Annotated in this window: 16 protein-coding genes; 9 read left to right on the top strand and 7 right to left on the bottom strand. The window is 63.9% G+C overall.

What is annotated here, in order from left to right; translation table 11 throughout:
• The first annotated feature begins 1 nt into the window (after position 1).
• From lpxD to lpxA, 3 genes are all read left to right on the top strand, one after another.
• A complete protein-coding gene (gene lpxD, locus LPW30_RS10295; RefSeq protein ID WP_239680795.1) occupies positions 2-1048 on the top strand; it encodes a UDP-3-O-(3-hydroxymyristoyl)glucosamine N-acyltransferase in 1047 nt (348 codons plus the stop codon).
• 61 nt (positions 1049-1109) lie between these two features.
• Positions 1110-1559, top strand: a complete 450-nt coding sequence (fabZ, locus tag LPW30_RS10290) for a 3-hydroxyacyl-ACP dehydratase FabZ (RefSeq protein ID WP_239680794.1) — start codon at positions 1110-1112, stop codon at positions 1557-1559.
• On the top strand, positions 1556-2344 hold the full coding sequence (gene lpxA / locus LPW30_RS10285) for an acyl-ACP--UDP-N-acetylglucosamine O-acyltransferase (protein WP_025281083.1): 789 nt from the start codon (positions 1556-1558) through the stop codon (positions 2342-2344). Before fabZ ends, lpxA begins: the two co-directional genes overlap by 4 nt.
• Positions 2345-2371: 27 nt before the next feature.
• Here lpxA and LPW30_RS10280 read toward each other — a convergent pair whose 3' ends face one another.
• From LPW30_RS10280 to LPW30_RS10250, 7 genes are all read right to left on the bottom strand, one after another.
• Positions 2372-2548 (bottom strand): hypothetical protein, encoded by a 177-nt coding sequence (locus LPW30_RS10280; RefSeq protein ID WP_156946774.1) that lies wholly within the window; start codon positions 2546-2548, stop codon positions 2372-2374.
• Positions 2549-2576: 28 nt separating this feature from the next.
• Positions 2577-3440, bottom strand: coding sequence for a PH domain-containing protein (locus LPW30_RS10275; protein WP_238624563.1), 864 nt, complete (start codon positions 3438-3440; stop codon positions 2577-2579).
• A gap of 93 nt (positions 3441-3533) precedes the next feature.
• Complete coding sequence (locus LPW30_RS10270) at positions 3534-3833, bottom strand: hypothetical protein (protein WP_025281085.1); 300 nt, start codon at positions 3831-3833, stop codon at positions 3534-3536.
• Positions 3808-5676: a Na/Pi cotransporter family protein gene (locus LPW30_RS10265; protein ID WP_239680844.1), complete on the bottom strand. Its 1869-nt coding sequence runs from the start codon at positions 5674-5676 to the stop codon at positions 3808-3810. Before LPW30_RS10265 ends, LPW30_RS10270 begins: the two co-directional genes overlap by 26 nt.
• 52 nt (positions 5677-5728) lie before the next feature.
• Complete coding sequence (lpxB, locus tag LPW30_RS10260) at positions 5729-6898, bottom strand: lipid-A-disaccharide synthase (RefSeq protein ID WP_274520650.1); 1170 nt, start codon at positions 6896-6898, stop codon at positions 5729-5731.
• On the bottom strand, positions 6891-7985 hold the full coding sequence (locus LPW30_RS10255; RefSeq protein WP_239680793.1) for a DegT/DnrJ/EryC1/StrS family aminotransferase: 1095 nt from the start codon (positions 7983-7985) through the stop codon (positions 6891-6893). Before LPW30_RS10255 ends, lpxB begins: the two co-directional genes overlap by 8 nt.
• 52 nt (positions 7986-8037) lie before the next feature.
• A complete protein-coding gene (locus LPW30_RS10250; protein WP_026623411.1) occupies positions 8038-9000 on the bottom strand; it encodes a Gfo/Idh/MocA family protein in 963 nt (320 codons plus the stop codon).
• A gap of 189 nt (positions 9001-9189) precedes the next feature.
• Between LPW30_RS10250 and rnhB the strand changes: the two genes are divergently transcribed.
• The 6 genes from rnhB (at position 9190) to hypE (ending at position 17877) form a co-directional block, all read left to right on the top strand.
• Positions 9190-9810 carry a ribonuclease HII gene (rnhB, locus tag LPW30_RS10245; RefSeq protein WP_239680792.1) on the top strand — a complete coding sequence of 207 codons (621 nt, stop codon included), beginning with the start codon at positions 9190-9192 and terminating at the stop codon, positions 9808-9810.
• A 90-nt stretch (positions 9811-9900) separates the two neighbouring features.
• Positions 9901-13440 (top strand): DNA polymerase III subunit alpha, encoded by a 3540-nt coding sequence (dnaE, locus tag LPW30_RS10240; RefSeq protein ID WP_239680791.1) that lies wholly within the window; start codon positions 9901-9903, stop codon positions 13438-13440.
• A gap of 85 nt (positions 13441-13525) precedes the next feature.
• Positions 13526-14482: an acetyl-CoA carboxylase carboxyl transferase subunit alpha gene (gene accA / locus LPW30_RS10235; protein ID WP_025281091.1), complete on the top strand. Its 957-nt coding sequence runs from the start codon at positions 13526-13528 to the stop codon at positions 14480-14482.
• A 6-nt stretch (positions 14483-14488) separates the two neighbouring features.
• A complete protein-coding gene (tilS, locus tag LPW30_RS10230) occupies positions 14489-15787 on the top strand; it encodes a tRNA lysidine(34) synthetase TilS (protein ID WP_025281092.1) in 1299 nt (432 codons plus the stop codon).
• Entirely contained in the window at positions 15771-16874 is a 1104-nt protein-coding gene (gene hypD, locus LPW30_RS10225; protein ID WP_025281093.1) for a hydrogenase formation protein HypD, read from the top strand. The genes tilS and hypD overlap by 17 nt, the downstream gene beginning before the upstream one ends.
• Positions 16867-17877: a hydrogenase expression/formation protein HypE gene (gene hypE, locus LPW30_RS10220; protein WP_025281094.1), complete on the top strand. Its 1011-nt coding sequence runs from the start codon at positions 16867-16869 to the stop codon at positions 17875-17877. The genes hypD and hypE overlap by 8 nt, the downstream gene beginning before the upstream one ends.
• The last annotated feature ends 1 nt before the right edge of the window (position 17878 follow it).

Below are 17878 nucleotides of genomic sequence, written 5' to 3'. Positions count from 1 at the left end.
GATGACGGGGACCGTCATCACGCTTGGCGAGCTCGCAGAGTCTCTGGGTGCCGAACTGCAGGGGGGTGAGCCGGGTACGCGAATGCATTCGCTGGCCCCCCTGGAACGGGCTGGTTCGGGCCAGTTGGCCTTCATGACCCATCGTCGTTATCAGGACGCACTCATCCGCACTCGCGCCGGTGCAGTGATCCTCTCCCCCGAACACCTGCCCCATTGCCCCGTGCCGGCCCTGGTGTGCCAGCAGCCCCATGTGGCCTATGCACGGGCCGCACGATGTCTTCATCCGGATCCCGTGGCCTTGCCCGGCATTGCCCGCAGCGCCTGTGTCAGCGATCGGGCCCAGGTGCATCCCACGGCCGAGGTGGGCCCGCAGTGCGTGGTGGAGGCTGATTGCCATGTGGGGCCGGGGGTGATCCTGGGGCCGGGATGCATACTCCAGCAAGGATGCCAGGTGGGCGAGGGTTCGCGACTGGTGGCGCGAGTGACCCTGGGCCCCCGAGTGCGGCTGGGAAGACGCAACCTGGTGCAACCGGGGGCGGTCATCGGCGCGGATGGCTTTGGTTTCGCCCGGCAGGGGGAAGCCTGGCTCAGAGTCCCGCAGGTGGGCAGTGTGCTGGTCGGTGACGATGTGGAAGTGGGCGCCAACACCACCATTGACCGGGGTGCCCTGGATGACACGATCATCGAGGATGGGGTCAAGCTGGATAACCTCATCCAGGTGGCGCACAACGTCGTCATCGGGGCGCACACCGCCGTGGCCGGTTGCGTGGGCATTGCTGGCAGTGCGCGTATTGGCCGGCGCTGCGGCATCGGTGGTGGTGCAGGTATACTGGGGCACCTGGAGATCGCGGACGATGTCACCGTGACCGCCATGACGCTGGTGACGCATTCCATACGGGCACCCGGGGTCTATTCTTCCGGCATGCCTCAGGCACCCGCCCGGGAATGGAATCGAAGCCTGGCTCATCTGCGGCGGCTGGGGGAGCTTTTTCGCAGGGTGAGAGGGCTGGAGCAGGGGGGCGATCCGAATGGCAGGCAGCGTCGCTGAGGCCTTTCATCGCCGCGATGCGGTTTTTCTCGGATAAGAACAGGACAATAATGTGGATCAAATGACCATACATGAGGTGCTGCGCTATCTGCCGCACCGTTTTCCTTTCCTGATGGTGGACCGGGTGCTGGACTATCAACCCGGTGATTACATGAATGCCATCAAGAATGTCTCTTTCAACGAGCCTTATTTCCAGGGGCACTTTCCGATTCGTCCGGTGATGCCCGGTGTGCTCATCCTGGAGGCCCTGGCTCAGACCACCGGTCTGCTCGCCTTCAAGACTCAGGAACACAGCGGCGAGTCCGGTGACAAGCAGCAGCTCTATCTGTTTGTGGGCATCGACGAAGCCCGTTTCCGTCGCCAGGTGGAGCCTGGGGATCAGCTGCACCTGTACGTGAAGCATGTGCGTACCGTGCGTGGCATCTGGCGTTTTGAGGCAGAGGCCAAGGTGGATAGCAAGGTGGTTGCCACGGCCACACTCATGTGTGCGGGCAAGGACGTGGAATCATGATTGACTCCCGTGCCGTTGTGGACCCCGGCGCGCGGATAGAAGAGGGCGTCAGCATTGGCGCCTTTTCCATCATAGGGCCCGACGTGAAGATCGGTCGAGGCACCTGGATCGGTCCCCATGTGGTGATCAACGGGGACACCACCCTGGGCGAGGATTGCCAGGTATTCCAGTTTGCCTCTCTGGGGGAAGCACCTCAGGACATCGGCTATCGGGGTGAGCCAACCCGCCTGGTGATCGGTGATCGTAATATCATCCGCGAATTCACTACCTTGAGCCGCGGCACCCCGAAGGGTGGAGGCTGCACCCGGGTGGGGTCGGACAACCTCATCATGGCCTATGTGCACATTGCCCATGACTGCGAGGTGGGCGATCACGTGGTGTTCTCCAATGCCGCCTCGTTGGCAGGCCACTGCCATGTGGGGGATCGGGCGATCCTGGGTGGCTTTACCCTAGTGCATCAGTTCTGCCGGGTGGGCACTCAGGCCTTCACCAGCATGGGGGCCGCCCTGAACCGGGATCTGCCGCCTTACTGCCTGGCCAGCGGCAACTATGCCCGGGCGGTGGGTATCAACAAGGTGGGCCTGAAGCGGCGTGGTGTATCACCTGAGGCGGTGCGCGCCCTGCATCGGGCCTTCAAGCTGCTGGTTCGGGGCCGGGATCGGTCCCAGGGGCTTGAGGCCGTGGCTCCTCTTGTCCAGGCTCATCCGGAGGTGGCCGCCTTCGTGGACTTCATCCAGAACAGCCCTCGCGGCATCATCCGTTCCGGTCGTCGCGGCGAGGGCTGAGGAATCAGGGACGGGGTTGAGCCCCTGCTATTGCCCGCCCCCTGATCCGGAATCCTTGTCCTTGAGGCGCACATCCAGAATGCGCACGCTTTCCACCGCCTCCACCTGATTGGGAGCAATCAGGCGCTCAGCGAGGCTCTTGACGTCAGCCAGTTTCACCTTGCTCAGGTTAACGTCCAGTTCAACGGTTACTTCCACTTTCACGGTGTGACCTCCTCGCTGCAGGGCGTGTTCAGATGCTGGGGGCAGTGGTGTGGGTCGGGTCCAGCATGTCCCGCAGGCTCATGGGATCGGCGATCCCGGGCAGCTTGATGCTGCCACCGTCGCGACCGATGATGCCCACCTTGCCATAGCCCAGGAGTCGGCCCAGCCGGCCCTGAGACAGTCCGGCAGCCCGGATGTGGTCAAGTTCCAGCGTGCGCTTCCTCCGAAACAGTGTGCCTGTCACCGTGATCAATCGTCGGTCGGTGACGGACACCTCGGTATTGAGGAAGATGGCCAGCGCGCGGGCCATGACCCCTGGTACGATCACCACATACACCACGGCGGCAACCACTTCACCCCCAAGGCCAAACGGACCCAACACCAGCAGGATGCAGAGGGTGAGGAGCTGGATGGGCGGCAAAAAGATGGCCCAGTGGGTGTCGGCGCGGAACAGGATATCCTCGTCAGGTTCCAGGAGGTCCTCGGTGACCTCGTCACGACTCAGGGAGAAGGACACCAGGGCAGCCACCATGGCAGCCGGCAATAGCAGCGTACCCGCAACCAGCAGAGTGGTGCCCAAGGGCGTGCCGAAGAAGTTCAGCCCTGCGAACACGTTGATGGCGGCGGCCACCAGCACCCCAGCGGATACGAAATTCAGTCGCCGTTTCCACCGTCGACTATTGGGCAGCGACTGGCAGGGGCGCGAAGGCCACCAGCGGACCAGCATCACGATCAGGGTGATGGGGAACAGGACGATAAAAAGGCTCAGGGAGAACAGGGCCGCCCGGCCCAGGAAGACTAGCGACCCCATGAGACTGAGCAGGGTGCACCAGAACAGCACGTGGGGAAGCCAGCGGCTCCAGAAGCTCCTTTTTTTGCGCTTTTCGTTCAAGGCCAGACTCCGGTGGGCATCTTGAGTATTTTCCCCTTTGGGGGATTGCCCTATTTTGCCTGAGTATCCACCGGATTGTCCCTGTATCGGCGGTTACGAGTCCTTGATCTGGTCCTCGGCCTTACCCTCTCCTTTCTCGGGTTTGTCGACGCCGCGCAGTTCCTTCACCCGATCCAGGCCCTTGCGTCGCTGCGCGTAGATCACCTCCAGCTTGGCGGCGATCTCGTCACGCTCCTCGCCCGCGGGAGCCTTGGGCAGCTTCTCGCGCAGGTCTCGCTCCTTGTGCTTGAGCTTCTTGAGCACCTTGCGGATGGAGTCAATCTCCTTACGCTGCGAGGCTCGGTCAGCATCCAGGAACCTGCCCAGCTTAGCGAGCAGTTTTTTCGTCGCCATGGGTATGATCCGGTTGGGGTGAGTCAGGTTCAGCACTGGCCATCCGCTCGATGTCGCTCGCGTCCAGCGCCAGCGCCCCCTCCGCGGCCTGCTCAGCCAGTGTACCGGTCTGGAGCAGTGCCTGTGCCGCCTCCAGGAGGTTTTCACACACCTCAGAGGCATACTTTTCATCGTTCAGCATCGATGTGGCAATGGCGGGGGATAATCGCCGGCTACGGACCATCCGGTTGATATCCGAGGTGAATCGGCGACCGGATTTCTCCATGGATAGCCTAAGGGAGTCCAGTGACAGGCTTGTGACAGTTTCGGGGTCCTGCTGCCGCAATTGCCGTATCTCCCGCAGCACCCGGGCAATGCGCAGGCGGATGTCGTCATAACCCTCCCGCACCGGCACGTTGGAGGACAGCCCGTAGCGTGACAGATTCTTGTGCAGGTGCTTTGTGGCCTTCACGGCCTCAACGATGTCCCGGCTGGCCTGCTGCAGGGCGTAGACCTGATTGATGGCGTATTCGGACAACTCCCTGCCCTGGATCTCGCTGGCAAAGGCGATGACCTCGTTATGCAGGCTCTTCACCTTGTGCTCGTACACATCATCCACGTCCAGCGGGATGATCCGGTGGGTCTTCTTCACCGCCTCCGTCAGGGAGTCGTCCGAGGCGATCACGGAGCGCCGCAGACTCACACCGTGGGCGATCAGGTCGTGGGCATTGTCATATAAGTGCCCCACCTCCTTGCGCAGTGCGGTGAGGGCACTGGCCGGCGTTTCCAGGGCCCCCGGGTACAGGTAAAGCGGTTGCGCCCGGGACTTGGGGGTGAATTGAACATAGCGCAGCAGCGCCCATTCCAGTTGCTTGATGAAGGGGGCCAGCAGCAATACCCCGAGCAGGTTGAACAGCGTGTGGAACAGCGCCAGCTTGAGCAGAAGATCGTCCTGGATCCCCATGAGCACGCTGAGCTGATCCACCACCCAGCCCATCTGTTCGATCAGGGCAATGGCCACCGCAGCGGTCATGATGTTGAAGATCACATGGGCCATGGCCAGGCGCTTGCCGCCCAGGTTGGCGGTCATGCCGCCGATGGCGGTGGTGACGGCGCTGCCCAGATTGGCGCCGATGGCCAGTGCCAGGGCCGCATCGTAAGTGATCTGGCCGGCGGCCAGGGCGGCAATGATCACCAGCAGGGTGGCGTGGCTGGACTGCATGATCACCGTGATGAGCACACCGATTCCGGTGAACAGCAGCACACCCCAAAGACCGGGCACCTCGTAGGCCGAAAGTTCGAAGGCCTGCTGGAAGGCCTCGAAACCCTCCTTCATGTAATGGATGCCCAGGAACAGGAACCCCACACCCAGGGCCAGGTACCCCAGGCCCTTCACCAGCTTGGAGCGCTGCAGCAGCATGACCACGCCAAACACCAGGGCGGGCATCGCATAACCGGCGATGTCCACCCGAAGCCCCAGCCCGGCGATGAGCCAGGCCCCGGTGGTGGTGCCCAGGTTGGCGCCCATGATGATGCCGATCCCCGCCGCCAGCGTGATCATCTCGGCGCTGACGAAGGAGATGGTGATCAGGGAGACCAGGGTGCTGGACTGCATCAGCGTGGTGGAGCCGATGCCGAAGGCGATGCTTTTCCACAGCCGGTTGGTGGAACGGCGCAACACCCGCTCCAGGGCGCCGCCGGTGAAGGCCTTGAAGCCCTTTTCCAGGGAGATCATCCCGAACAGGAACAGGGCCACGCCGGCGGCAATCTCCTTGAAATGCGGGCTCACCCAGAAGCCATAGCCCAGGATGATGAACACCACCAGGAGCCAGTAGCGACGCGGGTCCAGCAGGTGGATGTGCATCTTCAAGGCGTTGCTGTCCTCACGGTTGTGGGCACCGGGCAGGCGGCGTGATTCACGTTTCCTTCAGCGTGCCTTCCCGTATCAATTCCAGGGCCATGCGGGCCACCTTGTCCGAGCCTCCGCCTTCGCCCAGACGTTCGCGAATCTCGGCCAGAGAGGCCACCACCTCCCCATGATACGCTTCATCCATGAGCAGTCTCTCCACTTCCATACCGATCTGCTCGGCATTGGCTTCATCCTGCACGAACTCCCTCACCACACGTTTTTCGGCGACGATATTGGCCAGGCCGATGTCCCGGATGAGGATCATGCGCTTGAGGATGGCATGAGTGATGGGCGAGACGCGATAGATGATGGCCATGGGGGTCTTGAGCAGGGCGGCCTCCAGGGTTGCCGTGCCCGAGGCGATGATCAGGGCCCGGCTCACCGACATCACGTCATGGGCCTGGCCGATCACCTGATGAATGCCCAGCGAGGCATCCACGTGGGGTGTGATGTCGGACTGGATATCCACCCCCGGTGCCAGGGGCATCACCCACTGAATGTCCGGGTGGCGTGCCCTTAGCCAGCGGCAGGTCTCCATGATGATGGGCAGGTGGCGTCGCAGTTCACCGGAACGGCTGCCCGGTAACAGACCGATCACCGGCCGCTGGGGGTCCAGTCCTAGAGAGGTCATGATCTCCTGGCGACTCCCCGAGGGTTTGACACTGTCCACCAGCGGGTTGCCCACGTAGCGCACGGGGATCCCGTAACGCCGGTAGACCTCCACCTCGAAGGGGAACAGCACGGCCATGGCGTCGATGACGCGGCCAATGCGCTTCACCCGGTGGGGTCGCCAGGCCCAGATCTGCGGGCTGACATAAAACAGCACGCGGATGCCCTGCGCCTTGGCTGCCCGGGCCAGGCGCAGGTTGAATTCCACATAGTCCACCAGTACCAGCAGGTCCGGCGGATCGCTGTGCAGGCGTTCCTTGAGGATGTTCAGGGCACGGCGGATCTCCCGGTACTGGGCGATCACCTCCCACAGGCCCACTACCGCGAGGCGGCGCGCGTCAACCACCAGTTCCACGCCGGCCTCACGCAGGGCATTGCAGCCCATGCCCGTGTAGCGGTTGCCCGGGCTCAGGTCCTCCAGGGCGCGGACCATGGCGGCCGCATGCTGGTCACCGGAGGCTTCCCCGGCCACCACCATCACGTGCAGGGGTTGGCCGGCCTCAGTCAAGGGCGCCCCGGATGACCTGGGTGATGCGCTCGATGGATGCATCGGGCAACTCCGGATAGATGGGCAGGGACAGGCAGCGCGCGGCCACCGAATCGGTCACCGGCAGGTTCACTCCGGCGGTGGTGTCGGCAAAGGCCTTCTGACGGTGCAGGGGGATGGGATAGTAGATGGCGCAGGCGATCTGTTCGGCCTGCAGGGCCTTCATGATGACATCCCGCTGATCGCTGAGGATCGTGTACTGGTGGAACACATGGGTGCCCAGACCGTCTTCAAAGGGCGTGGACACGCCGGTACCGGCCAGCAGTTCGTTGTAGCGATGGGCGACCCGCCGGCGGCTGAAGTTGTAGTCGTCAATATGGGGCAGTTTCACCCGCAGGATGGCCGCCTGGATCTCGTCCAGGCGGCTGTTGTAGCCGATGCGGTCATGGTGATAGCGCACGTCGCTGCCATGGTTGCGCAGATTGCGCAGCATGGCCGCATGGGCCGCGTCACGGGTGGTCACCAGGCCGCCGTCTCCGTAACACCCCAGATTCTTGCTGGGGAAGAAGCTGAAGCAGCCGAAATCGCCCGCAGCCCCGGTTTGTTGAACGCCCACCCGGGCGCCAAAGGATTGGGCGCAGTCTTCCAGCAGCATCAGGTCGTGTTGCCGACAGAGCTGTTTCAGGGCGTCCAGGTCGGCGGGCTGGCCGAACAGGTGCACCGGCATGATGGCGCGTGTCTTGTCATTGATGGCCCCACGCACCTGCTCCACATCAATATTGAAGCTGTGGGGATCGATATCCACGAATACCGGTGTGGCACCCACGTAACGGATGGCCTCGGCGGTGGCAATGAAGGTGAAGGCAGGGGTGATCACCTCGTCTCCAGGCCCGATGCCGGCAGCCCTGAGGGCCAGATGCAGGGCGTCGGTGCCCGAGGCACAGGTGATGGCGTGCTCGACGCCCAGATAATCGGCCAGCTCCTGCTCCAGAGTCTGAACATTGGGGCCCAGGATGAAATGGGTGCTGTCGAGCACACCCTGCACGGCGGCGTCGATGTCGCTCTTGAGATGCTGGTATTGGGTCTTGAGATCGACCATGGGGATCATGGTGGGGTCCTTCTGCAAACGAATCGGGTGTTGGGACGATCGGGCGAGGGGCTCAGCAGTCCTCGCCCAGCACATGGGCGCCGTGGCGCACCTGCTCGGTGATGCGAATGGCCGTTTCCAGGGCGCGTTGCCCATCCTCGCCGGAGACAATCACCGGCCCACCGTTCCGCACGGCTTCCAGGAACGCGGCAATCTCGGTCTTCAGGGCATCGCCTTCCTCGAAGATGCTGGTTTCGGTGGTCACTTCCGGTATGCCGGGGAACATCTCTCGCTCACCCAGGCGGTGGATGGACAGGCCGCGATTCTGGAAATCCACAGAGACATAAGCGTTCTTCTGAAAGATGCGCATCTTGCGCTCGCTCTTCAGGCTCACCCGGCTGGAGGTGACATTGGCCACACAGCCATTTTCGAATTCAATACGGGCATTGGCGATGTCCAGCGCCTCGGATAGCACCTTGGCGCCACTGGCGGCCACGGATTTTACCGGTGAGCGCACCATGTCCAGGATGATGTCGATATCGTGGATCATCAGGTCCAGTACCACGTTCACGTCGGTGGCCCGGGGCTTGAAGGGGGCCAGCCGGTGAGATTCGATGAACAGGGGGGGGCAGCGCTGGTCGGCCAGATCCAGCAGGGCGGCGTTGAATCGTTCCAGATGCCCCACCTGCAGGATGGCATTGTGCTCGCGGGCGATGCGGTTCAGCTCCGCCGCCTCTTCCACGGTGCTGGTGATGGGCTTCTCCACCAGTACATGAGTACCTCGCTCCAGGAAGTCCCGCGCCACCTGATAGTGCAGGGTGGTGGGCACGGCGATGCTCACCGCGTCCACCTCACCGAGCAGCTCCCGGTAATCGGTCACCCCGCGACAGTCGCAGTCCGCCGCCACCCGGGCGACCGCCTCGGCGTCAGTATCGGCCACGGCGACCAGATCGGCGTGGGAAAAGGCGGCGTACTTCTGGGCGTGAAACTTGCCGAGATAGCCGACGCCGATGACGGCGCATCGGGTTGGAGTCATGGGTTTTCCAGGGTTCGGTTTTCCAGGGATTTTCCGGGACGGTGCGTGTGGAACGGCCAGTCGTGGGGTGCCAGGATACACCGTCGTGGGGCGCCGGGCCGCTTGGCCATGCATCCATGCCGCTGATGCCCGTGGGGCTGGCTTTGCCTTGGCTGACCTGCTTAATTGATTGTTGATGGCATCATTTTAATGGATCGTGAGGGCCTTGTGGTGACGGAAGCGGAACTGACCCGATTGCTGGCACAAAACGACGTGGCCGGCGTGGATGAGGTGGGGCGCGGCCCCCTGGCCGGCCCGGTGGTGGCTGCCGCCGTGATCCTGGATCCTGCCCGCCCCATTGCCGGGTTGATGGACTCCAAGTCCCTGACACCGGCCCGCCGCGAGGCGCTGGCGGTGCTGATTCGTGAGCGATCCCTCGCCTGGTCCCTGGCCCTTTGCACGCCGGGGGAGATCGACGAGATGAACATCCTGCGCGCCACTCTCGAGGCCATGCGGCGGGCTGTGGCCACGCTGACGCGACCGCCAGCCATCGCACTGGTGGACGGAAATCGCTGCCCTGAACTCAACTGTGCCGCCTACCCGGTGGTGAAGGGGGATGGCCGCGCCCCCTGCATCAGCGCTGCCTCCATCATTGCCAAGGTTCACCGGGATGCCCTGATGGCCGACCTGGATCAGATCCATCCCGGTTACGGGCTGGCCACCCACAAGGGCTACCCCACGCGGGCCCATCGGGATGCCCTGTTCAGGCTGGGCCCCAGTCCATGCCATCGCCGCAGTTTCGCTCCCGTCCGGGAAGCCGGGATGCGCTGAGCCTCCCTGGCCGCAAGGCTGGATCAAGGGCCCCCCTCTGGCCTTATACTCCACGACTGTCCAGCTCGACCCAGCAGCCCCACGGCACCCATGACACCCAGTTTCGTTCATCTCCATCTGCATTCCGAATTCTCCCTGGTGGACGGCCTGGTGCGCGTCGGTGCCCTGGTGGATACCGCGCGGGCCAACGGCATGCCGGCCTGTGCGGTCACGGACCAGAACAACCTCTTTGGCATGGTCAAGTTCTACAAGGCCGCGCTCAAGGCCGGGGTGAAGCCCCTCATTGGCGCCGATGCCTGGGTGACGGCACCGCAGCCTGGAGAGCCACCCACGCGTCTGGTCCTGCTCTGCCAGGACAACGAAGGCTATGGAAACCTCACGCGCCTGATCAGCCGGGGTTATCAGGAAGGCCAGCAAAGCGGTGCTCCCATCCTGGAGCGAGACTGGTTCACCCCGGAGACCTGTCGCGGATTGATCGCCCTGTCCGGCGCGCGCGAGGGGGAAGTGGGTCGCGCCCTGCTGTCCAGCCAGCCGGACATGGCCCCGCCCCTGTGCGATCACTGGGCAGGGCTTTTTCCGGGGCGCTTCTACCTGGAACTGGTCCGCACCGGGCGAGAGGGCGAGGAGGATTACCTGCACGCGGCGGTGGAACTGGCTGCCACCCGTGGCCTGCCGGTGGTGGCCACCAACGATGTGCGCTTCCTCAAGGCCGAGGATTTCGACGCCCATGAGGCCCGTGTGTGCATCCACGATGGCCGGGTGCTGGACGATCCGAGACGGCCACGTCTGTACAGTCGGCAGCAGTATCTGCGCACCCCGGAAGAGATGGCAGAGCTCTTCAGTGATGTGCCGGAAGCCCTTGAAAATACAGTGGAGATCGCCAGGCGCTGCAACCTCACGCTGACCCTGGGGGAAAACTATCTACCCCAGTTCCCCATCCCTGACGGGATGACCACCGACGAGTATTTTCGCAGTGAGTCCCGCAAGGGGCTGGAGCAGCGCCTGGTCCGTCTGGTGGCCGAGGATGATCCGGATCGGGAGGCCCGCATCCAGACCTACAAGGACCGTCTGGAGGTGGAGCTGGACGTGATCTGCCAGATGGGGTTCCCCGGCTACTTCCTGATCGTGGCGGATTTCATCCAGTGGGCCAAGGACAACGGCGTGCCGGTGGGCCCGGGGCGTGGCTCCGGGGCGGGCTCCCTGGTGGCCTATGCCCTGAAGATTACCGACCTGGATCCAATACGTTATGAGCTTCTCTTTGAGCGTTTTCTGAATCCGGAGCGGGTGTCCATGCCCGACTTCGATGTGGACTTCTGCATGGAGAAGCGGGACAGCGTCATCGAGTACGTGGCCCGTCGTTATGGTCGGGAAAAGGTCTCGCAGATCATCACCTACGGCACCATGGCGGCCAAGGCGGTGGTGCGCGACGTCGGCAGGGTCCTGGGACATCCCTATGGCTTTGTGGACCGGATCGCCAAGCAGATCCCCATGGAGATCGGCATGACCCTGGACAAGGCCCTGGAGCAGGAGGAGGACCTGCGTCAGAGTTACCAGGATGACGAGGAAGTACGCGATCTCATCGACCTGGCCCTGAAACTGGAAGGGGTGGCTCGCAATGCCGGCAAGCACGCTGGCGGCGTGGTCATCGCCCCCACCACGCTCACGGACTTCTCGCCCCTGTTCTGCGAGCCGGGCGGGCAGGGGGTGGTCACCCACTTCGACAAGGACGATGTGGAGGCCATTGGTCTGGTGAAGTTCGACTTCCTGGGCCTGCGCACCCTGACGATCATCGATTGGGCGGTGCACAACATCAATGCCCGGCGCAGGGAAAACGGCGAGGATCTGCTGGACATCAACGATGTCTCCCTGGAGGACCCGGATACCTTCAGCCTGCTCAAGCGCCAGGAGACCACAGCGGTCTTCCAGCTGGAATCCCGGGGCATGAAGGATCTCATCAAGCGCCTGGAACCCGATGATTTTGAAGACATCATCGCGCTGGTGGCCCTCTACCGCCCTGGCCCGCTGCAATCGGGCATGGTGGATGACTACATCAACCGCAAGCACGGCCGGGCCAAGGTGGAATACCCCCACCCGGCCCTGGAGCCCATCCTCAAGCCCACCCATGGGGTGATCCTCTACCAGGAACAGGTGATGCAGATCGCCCAGGTGCTGGCTGGCTATAGCCTGGGCGGCGCTGACCTGCTGCGTCGAGCCATGGGCAAGAAAAAGCCCGAGGAGATGGCCAAGCAGCGGGAGATCTTCCAGAAGGGCGCCGTGGAGCAAGGGGTGGAGGCGGACACCGCCACCTACATCTTCGACCTCATGGAGAAGTTCGCCGGTTACGGATTCAACAAATCCCACTCGGCGGCCTATGCGCTGCTCTCCTACCAGACTGCCTGGCTCAAATGCCATTATCCGGCGGCCTTCATGGCGGCGGTGCTCTCCGCCGACATGGATCACACCGACAAGATCGTGAATCTCATCGACGAGTGTCGTTCCATGAATCTGGAGGTGATCCCGCCGGACGTGAATGCCTCCAGCTACGAGTTCACCGTGCGCGATGCGCGCACCATCGTTTACGGGCTGGGCGCCATCAAGGGCGTAGGTGAATCGGCCATTCAGGTGATCCTGGACAGTCGTAACCAGGGCGGGTCGTTCAGCAGCCTGGATGACCTGTGCATGCGCGCCGACTCCCAGAAGATCAACCGGCGCACCCTGGAGGCCCTGATCCGCGCTGGCGCCCTGGATTCCATCGGCCCCAATCGGGCCACGCTGATGCACACACTGCCCCAGGCGCTGTCCCGCGCCGAGCAATACCTGCGGGATCAGAGCATGGGGCAGGAGGACCTGTTCGGGGATCTGGTCGCCCCGACACCGGAGGTGACGGCGACCGAGCAATGGCCGGAATGGGACGAAGAGAGTCGCCTGCTGGCGGAAAAGGAAACCCTGGGCCTGTACCTCACGGGGCATCCCATCATCCGCTATGAGGCCGAACTGGCGCAGATCACCGGTAAGCGCATCGCCGATCTGCTCAGCGACCTGGCCGATAGCGCCCCTGGAAACGGCGGCAGCAATGGGAGTGGCAATGGCGAGGGCGGCGGTTACGCTCGGGGCCGGCAGCGGGAGCAGACCGTGATTGTCGCCGGTCTGGTGGTGGCCATCCGCACCCGCAACGGCAACTCCGGACGCATGGCCTTTCTCACCCTGGATGACCGCAGCGGGCGGGTGGAGGTCGGACTGTTCGGGGACGATTACCGGCGCTACCAGAGCCTGCTGGTCAAGGATCGCCTGCTGGTGGTGGAGGGCAGTGCCGGCGTCGACGAGTTCAGTGGCAATGTGCGCATGCGCTGTCGCCAGATCATGGATCTGGACCAGGCGCGAGAACAGTTTGCCAAACGGGTGGAACTGGCCGTGAACGGCAAGGCCAGCCCGGGGCTTCTGGAGGGGTTGCACTCGCATCTGGAACCGTTCAGCGAGGGACCATGCCCCATCTACCTGAGTTACTGCAACGACCAGGCCAGTGCCCGCTTTCGGCTGGGGGCCCGCTGGCAGGTGCGCCCCAGTGAGGAACTGATTCATCGCCTGCGAGAGCTGCTGGGGGAGGAGTCAGTGCGGATTGTCTACCGGTGAGATCAAGATGCTGCGATGCACTTGAGACGAGTCAGTTCCCCGCGTGTACAATGCCCCTTTCCCACACCAACCGACAAGTCATCGAATGAACCCGGATTTCCTTGAATTTGAGCAGCCTATCGCCGAACTGGAAGCCAAGATCGAAGAGCTCCGGTTCGTGGGTGATGATGCGGAAGTGAACATCCAGGATGAGATCGCCCGTCTGGAGGCCAAGTGCAAGAGCCTCACCGAGTCGATCTTCTCCAAGCTCACGGCCTGGCAGATTGCCCAGCTGGCCCGTCATCCGCGACGGCCCTACACCCTGGATTACGTGCAGCACATGCTCACGGACTTCGAGGAACTCCATGGGGATCGCGCCTTTGCCGATGATCCGGCGATTGTGGGCGGCATCGGGCGCCTGGGGGATCGGCCCGTGATGGTCATCGGCCACCAGAAGGGCCGTGACACCAAGGAGAAGATATTCCGCAATTTTGGCATGCCGCGCCCCGAGGGTTACCGCAAGGCCCTGCGCCTGATGCAGATGGCGGAGCGGTTTTCACTGCCGGTGATCACCTTCATCGATACCCCCGGTGCCTACCCCGGCGTAGGGGCCGAGGAACGAGGTCAGAGCGAGGCCATTGCCCGTAACCTCATGGAAATGTCGGAACTGCGCACGCCCATCGTCTGCACCGTGGTGGGCGAGGGTGGGTCCGGTGGCGCCCTGGCCGTGGGGGTGGGTGACAAGGTTCAGATGCTGCAATACAGCACCTACTCGGTGATCTCGCCCGAGGGCTGCGCTTCCATCCTCTGGAAGAGCGCTGAAAAGGCTGCCGAAGCCGCCGAGGCCATGGGCATCATCTCCACCCGGCTCAAGGAACTGGGACTGATCGACGAGGTGATCAATGAGCCGCTGGGAGGGGCACACCGGAATCCGGACGCCATGTGCCAGACCTTGAAGGCGAATCTCCAGGAGACCCTGGACGAGTTGCAGTGCATGGATGTGGATGAACTGGTGGAGCGTCGTTATCAGCGCATCATGAAGTACGGACAGGTCAAGGAGTAAGCTTCCGTGCTCAAGGACCTCGTCCAGGCCCTGGAACGTCTGCCGCCGGCACGACGGTGGTTGGTGGGGCTGAGCGGGGGGCTCGATTCCGTGGCCTTGTTGCACGGGCTGGCGCAACTGGACGCTCCGCCAGGCTCCCCTGGCTTGCGGGCGGTGCACGTGCATCATGGTCTTCATGCCCGTGCGGATGAGTGGGCCCGACAGTGCCAGGTGCTCTGTGATGCCCTGGAGGTGCCACTGGAAGTGGTGAACGTGGATGCCCGGCCCCGGCGGGGCCAGAGCCCCGAGGCAGCCGCCCGCCGGGCACGCTATGAGGCACTGGCCGACCGGATGGCCCCCGGTGACGCCCTGCTGACCGCCCATCACCGCCGCGATCAGGCGGAAACCCTGCTCCTTCAACTCCTGCGTGGCGCCGGCCCTGCCGGGCTCTCGGCCATGCCCCGCTGGCAGCCCTATGGTTCAGGCTGGCACGGTCGGCCTTTGCTGGACATGGATCGCTCCGTTCTCGAGGCCCATGCCCACCAGCATGACCTGGTCTGGGTGGAAGACGACAGTAATACCGACCTGGGGCTGGACCGCAATCTTCTGCGCCATGAGGTGATGCCCCAGCTGCGTCAGCGTTGGCCGGCCCTGGATACCACACTGGCCCGAGCCGCGGGCCTGCAGGCGGAGGCCCAGGAGCTTCTGGCGGAGCGCGCCCGGGAAGACCTGCAGGACCTGCGAGGGGAGGTGGCAGGCACCTTGTCGATTCCGGCGATCCGTGCCCTGCGCCGGCCCCGGCAACGCAACGCCGTGAGAGGCTGGTTGCAGGAGAAGGGGTTGCCGGTACCGAACCAGAATCGCCTGGAATCCCTGTTGCGCCAGATTCGGGATGCCAGTCCCGATACCCGGCTGCGGGTGAGCTGGCCCGGGGCAGAGGTGCGCGGGTATCGGGACAGTCTCCATGCCATGGCGCCATTGCCGCCGGTGGACCCTGGGCGGGTATGGTCATGGGATGGCACGACGGAACTTCACCTGCCCGAACTGGGGATGACCCTATCGGTAGAGGAAATGGCCCGCCTGCATGAACTGGACCCTACCCGCCTTGCATGGCCGCTGACGGTGCACCTGCGCCGGGGAGGCGAAACATGCCGTCTGCGCGGACAGACCCGAATCCTCAAGAAACTCTTCCAGGAGGCAGGCATCCCCCCATGGGAACGGGAACGCATTCCCCTGATATACGCCGGCGATCGTCTTGCCCTGGTGTGGGGCCTGTGGTGCTGTGATCTCCCGACCGGGGTGGTTGGCGGTGAAGCATCTGAGTGAATACCGGGACGCCGGAGCCGTGCGGCAGATGGCGGCGGCCATCGCCCGGGAGGTGGATGCGGCCCGGTATTATCGATTCATGGAGTTCTGCGGCGGCCATACCCACGCCATCGCCCGGGACGCCCTGGCCGGTCTGTTGCCGGAAAATCTGCAGTTTGTTCATGGTCCGGGGTGCCCGGTCTGCGTGCTCCCTGGCGAACGCGTGGATCTGGCCATCGCCCTGGCGCAACGCCCGGAGGTGATCCTGTGCACCTATGCCGATACCCTGAGAGTGCCCGGCTCCGGTGGCCACACCTTGCTTCGGGCTCGAGCCCAGGGAGCGGATGTGCGCATGGTGTATGCCACCACCGATGCCCTGCAGGTGGCCCGGGACCATCCGGATCGACAGGTGGTCTTTTTCGCCATCGGTTTCGAGACCACGGCCCCGGCCACGGCAGTGGCACTGTTGCAGGCCCGTGATGAGGCCCTGGGCAATTTCTCTGCCTGCTGCAACCATGTGCTGACACCCCCTGCGATGCGCGCCGTGCTGAGCGGCGATCAGGAGAGTGCGCCAGCGCGGGTGAATGGCGTGATCGGTCCATCACATGTATCGGCCATCATCGGCCTGGAACCCTACACCTTCGTGGCTCATGAACTGCAAACGCCTCTGGTGGTGGCCGGGTTCGAGCCCCTGGATGTGCTGCAGGCGGTGCTCATGCTGGTACGTCAGACCCATGCGGGTCGGTGCGAGGTGGAAAACCAGTACACTCGGGTGGTGTCTCCTCAGGGGAATCCCAAGGCCCGTGCACTGATGGACCAGGTGTTCCTGCCCCGGCCCAGCTTTGCATGGCGGGGCTTGGGGCGATTGCCGCACAGCGCCCTGGGTATTGCAGATGACTTTGCGGATCTGGATGCCGAGCGGCGCTTTCCCGTGCAGGTGGTCCCGGTGGAGGATCATCCCGCTTGTCAGTGCGCTGCCGTCCTGCGTGGGCAGATGGAGCCCCGGGCGTGTCGGGTGTTTGGTCGTGGCTGCACTCCGGAGAGTCCGCTGGGCGCGTGCATGGTGTCCTCGGAGGGGGCTTGCGCGGCGGCCTATCGATATGGCTGAGAACACCATCACCCTGGCCCACGGCAGTGGCGGGCGCGCCATGAGCCAGTTGATTGAGGATCTGTTTCGGTGCGCCTTTGACAATCCCTGGCTCAACCAGGGCAATGACTGTGCCGTAATGGACTCCCCGCCGGGCCGCCTGGTGATGGCTACCGATAGTCACGTGATCACGCCACTGTTCTTCCCCGGTGGCGACATTGGTAGCCTGGCCGTGCACGGCACCCTGAACGACGTGGCCATGAGTGGTGGCAAACCCATCTCCCTGTCGGTCGCCTTCATCCTGGAGGAGGGGTTTCCCCTGGCGGATCTGGAACGCATCGTCCGCTCCATGGCCGATGCGGCCCGGCAGGCGGGCGTGCCCGTGGTGACCGGGGACACCAAGGTGGTGCCGCGAGGGCAGGCGGATGGGGTGTATATCACCACCACCGGGCTGGGCCGGGTTTCCGAGGGCGTGAACATCGCCGGAAGCCGTGCCCGCCCGGGGGACGCCATCCTGGTGAGCGGCACCCTGGGGGATCATGGGGTGGCCATCCTGTCCCTGCGGGAAAACCTGCAGTTCCAGACAACCCTGGAATCGGATACCGCTGCCTTGCACGAATTGGTGGCGTCCATGCTGGCGGCCGTGCCGGATATTCATTGCCTGCGGGACCCTACGCGGGGCGGGCTGTCCTGCTGCCTGTACGAGCTGGCGCAGCAGTCGGGCGTGGGCATGATCATCGAGGAGGCGCAGCTACCGGTTCGGGAGGCCGTGGCCGGCGCCTGCGAACTACTGGGCCTGGACCCCCTCAATGTGGCCAATGAGGGCAAACTGGTAGCCATCTGTCCCGGACACCAGGCTCAGGCCTTGCTGGCTGCCCTGCATCATCACCCGCTGGGCCGGGAGGCGGCCATCATCGGCCAGGTGGTGGAGGACGCGCATGGGCTGGTTCGCCTGAAGACCCGCTATGGGGGGATGCGCCATGTGGAATGGCTGGCCGGCGAGGCCCTGCCGCGGATCTGCTGAA

It is taken from the genome of Ectothiorhodospira variabilis (genome assembly GCF_022227625.1).
In the GTDB taxonomy this organism is placed as follows: domain Bacteria; phylum Pseudomonadota; class Gammaproteobacteria; order Ectothiorhodospirales; family Ectothiorhodospiraceae; genus Ectothiorhodospira; species Ectothiorhodospira haloalkaliphila.
The sequence above is the reverse complement of the archived record's forward strand: the minus strand, read 5'-3'. Positions and strand labels throughout refer to the sequence as shown.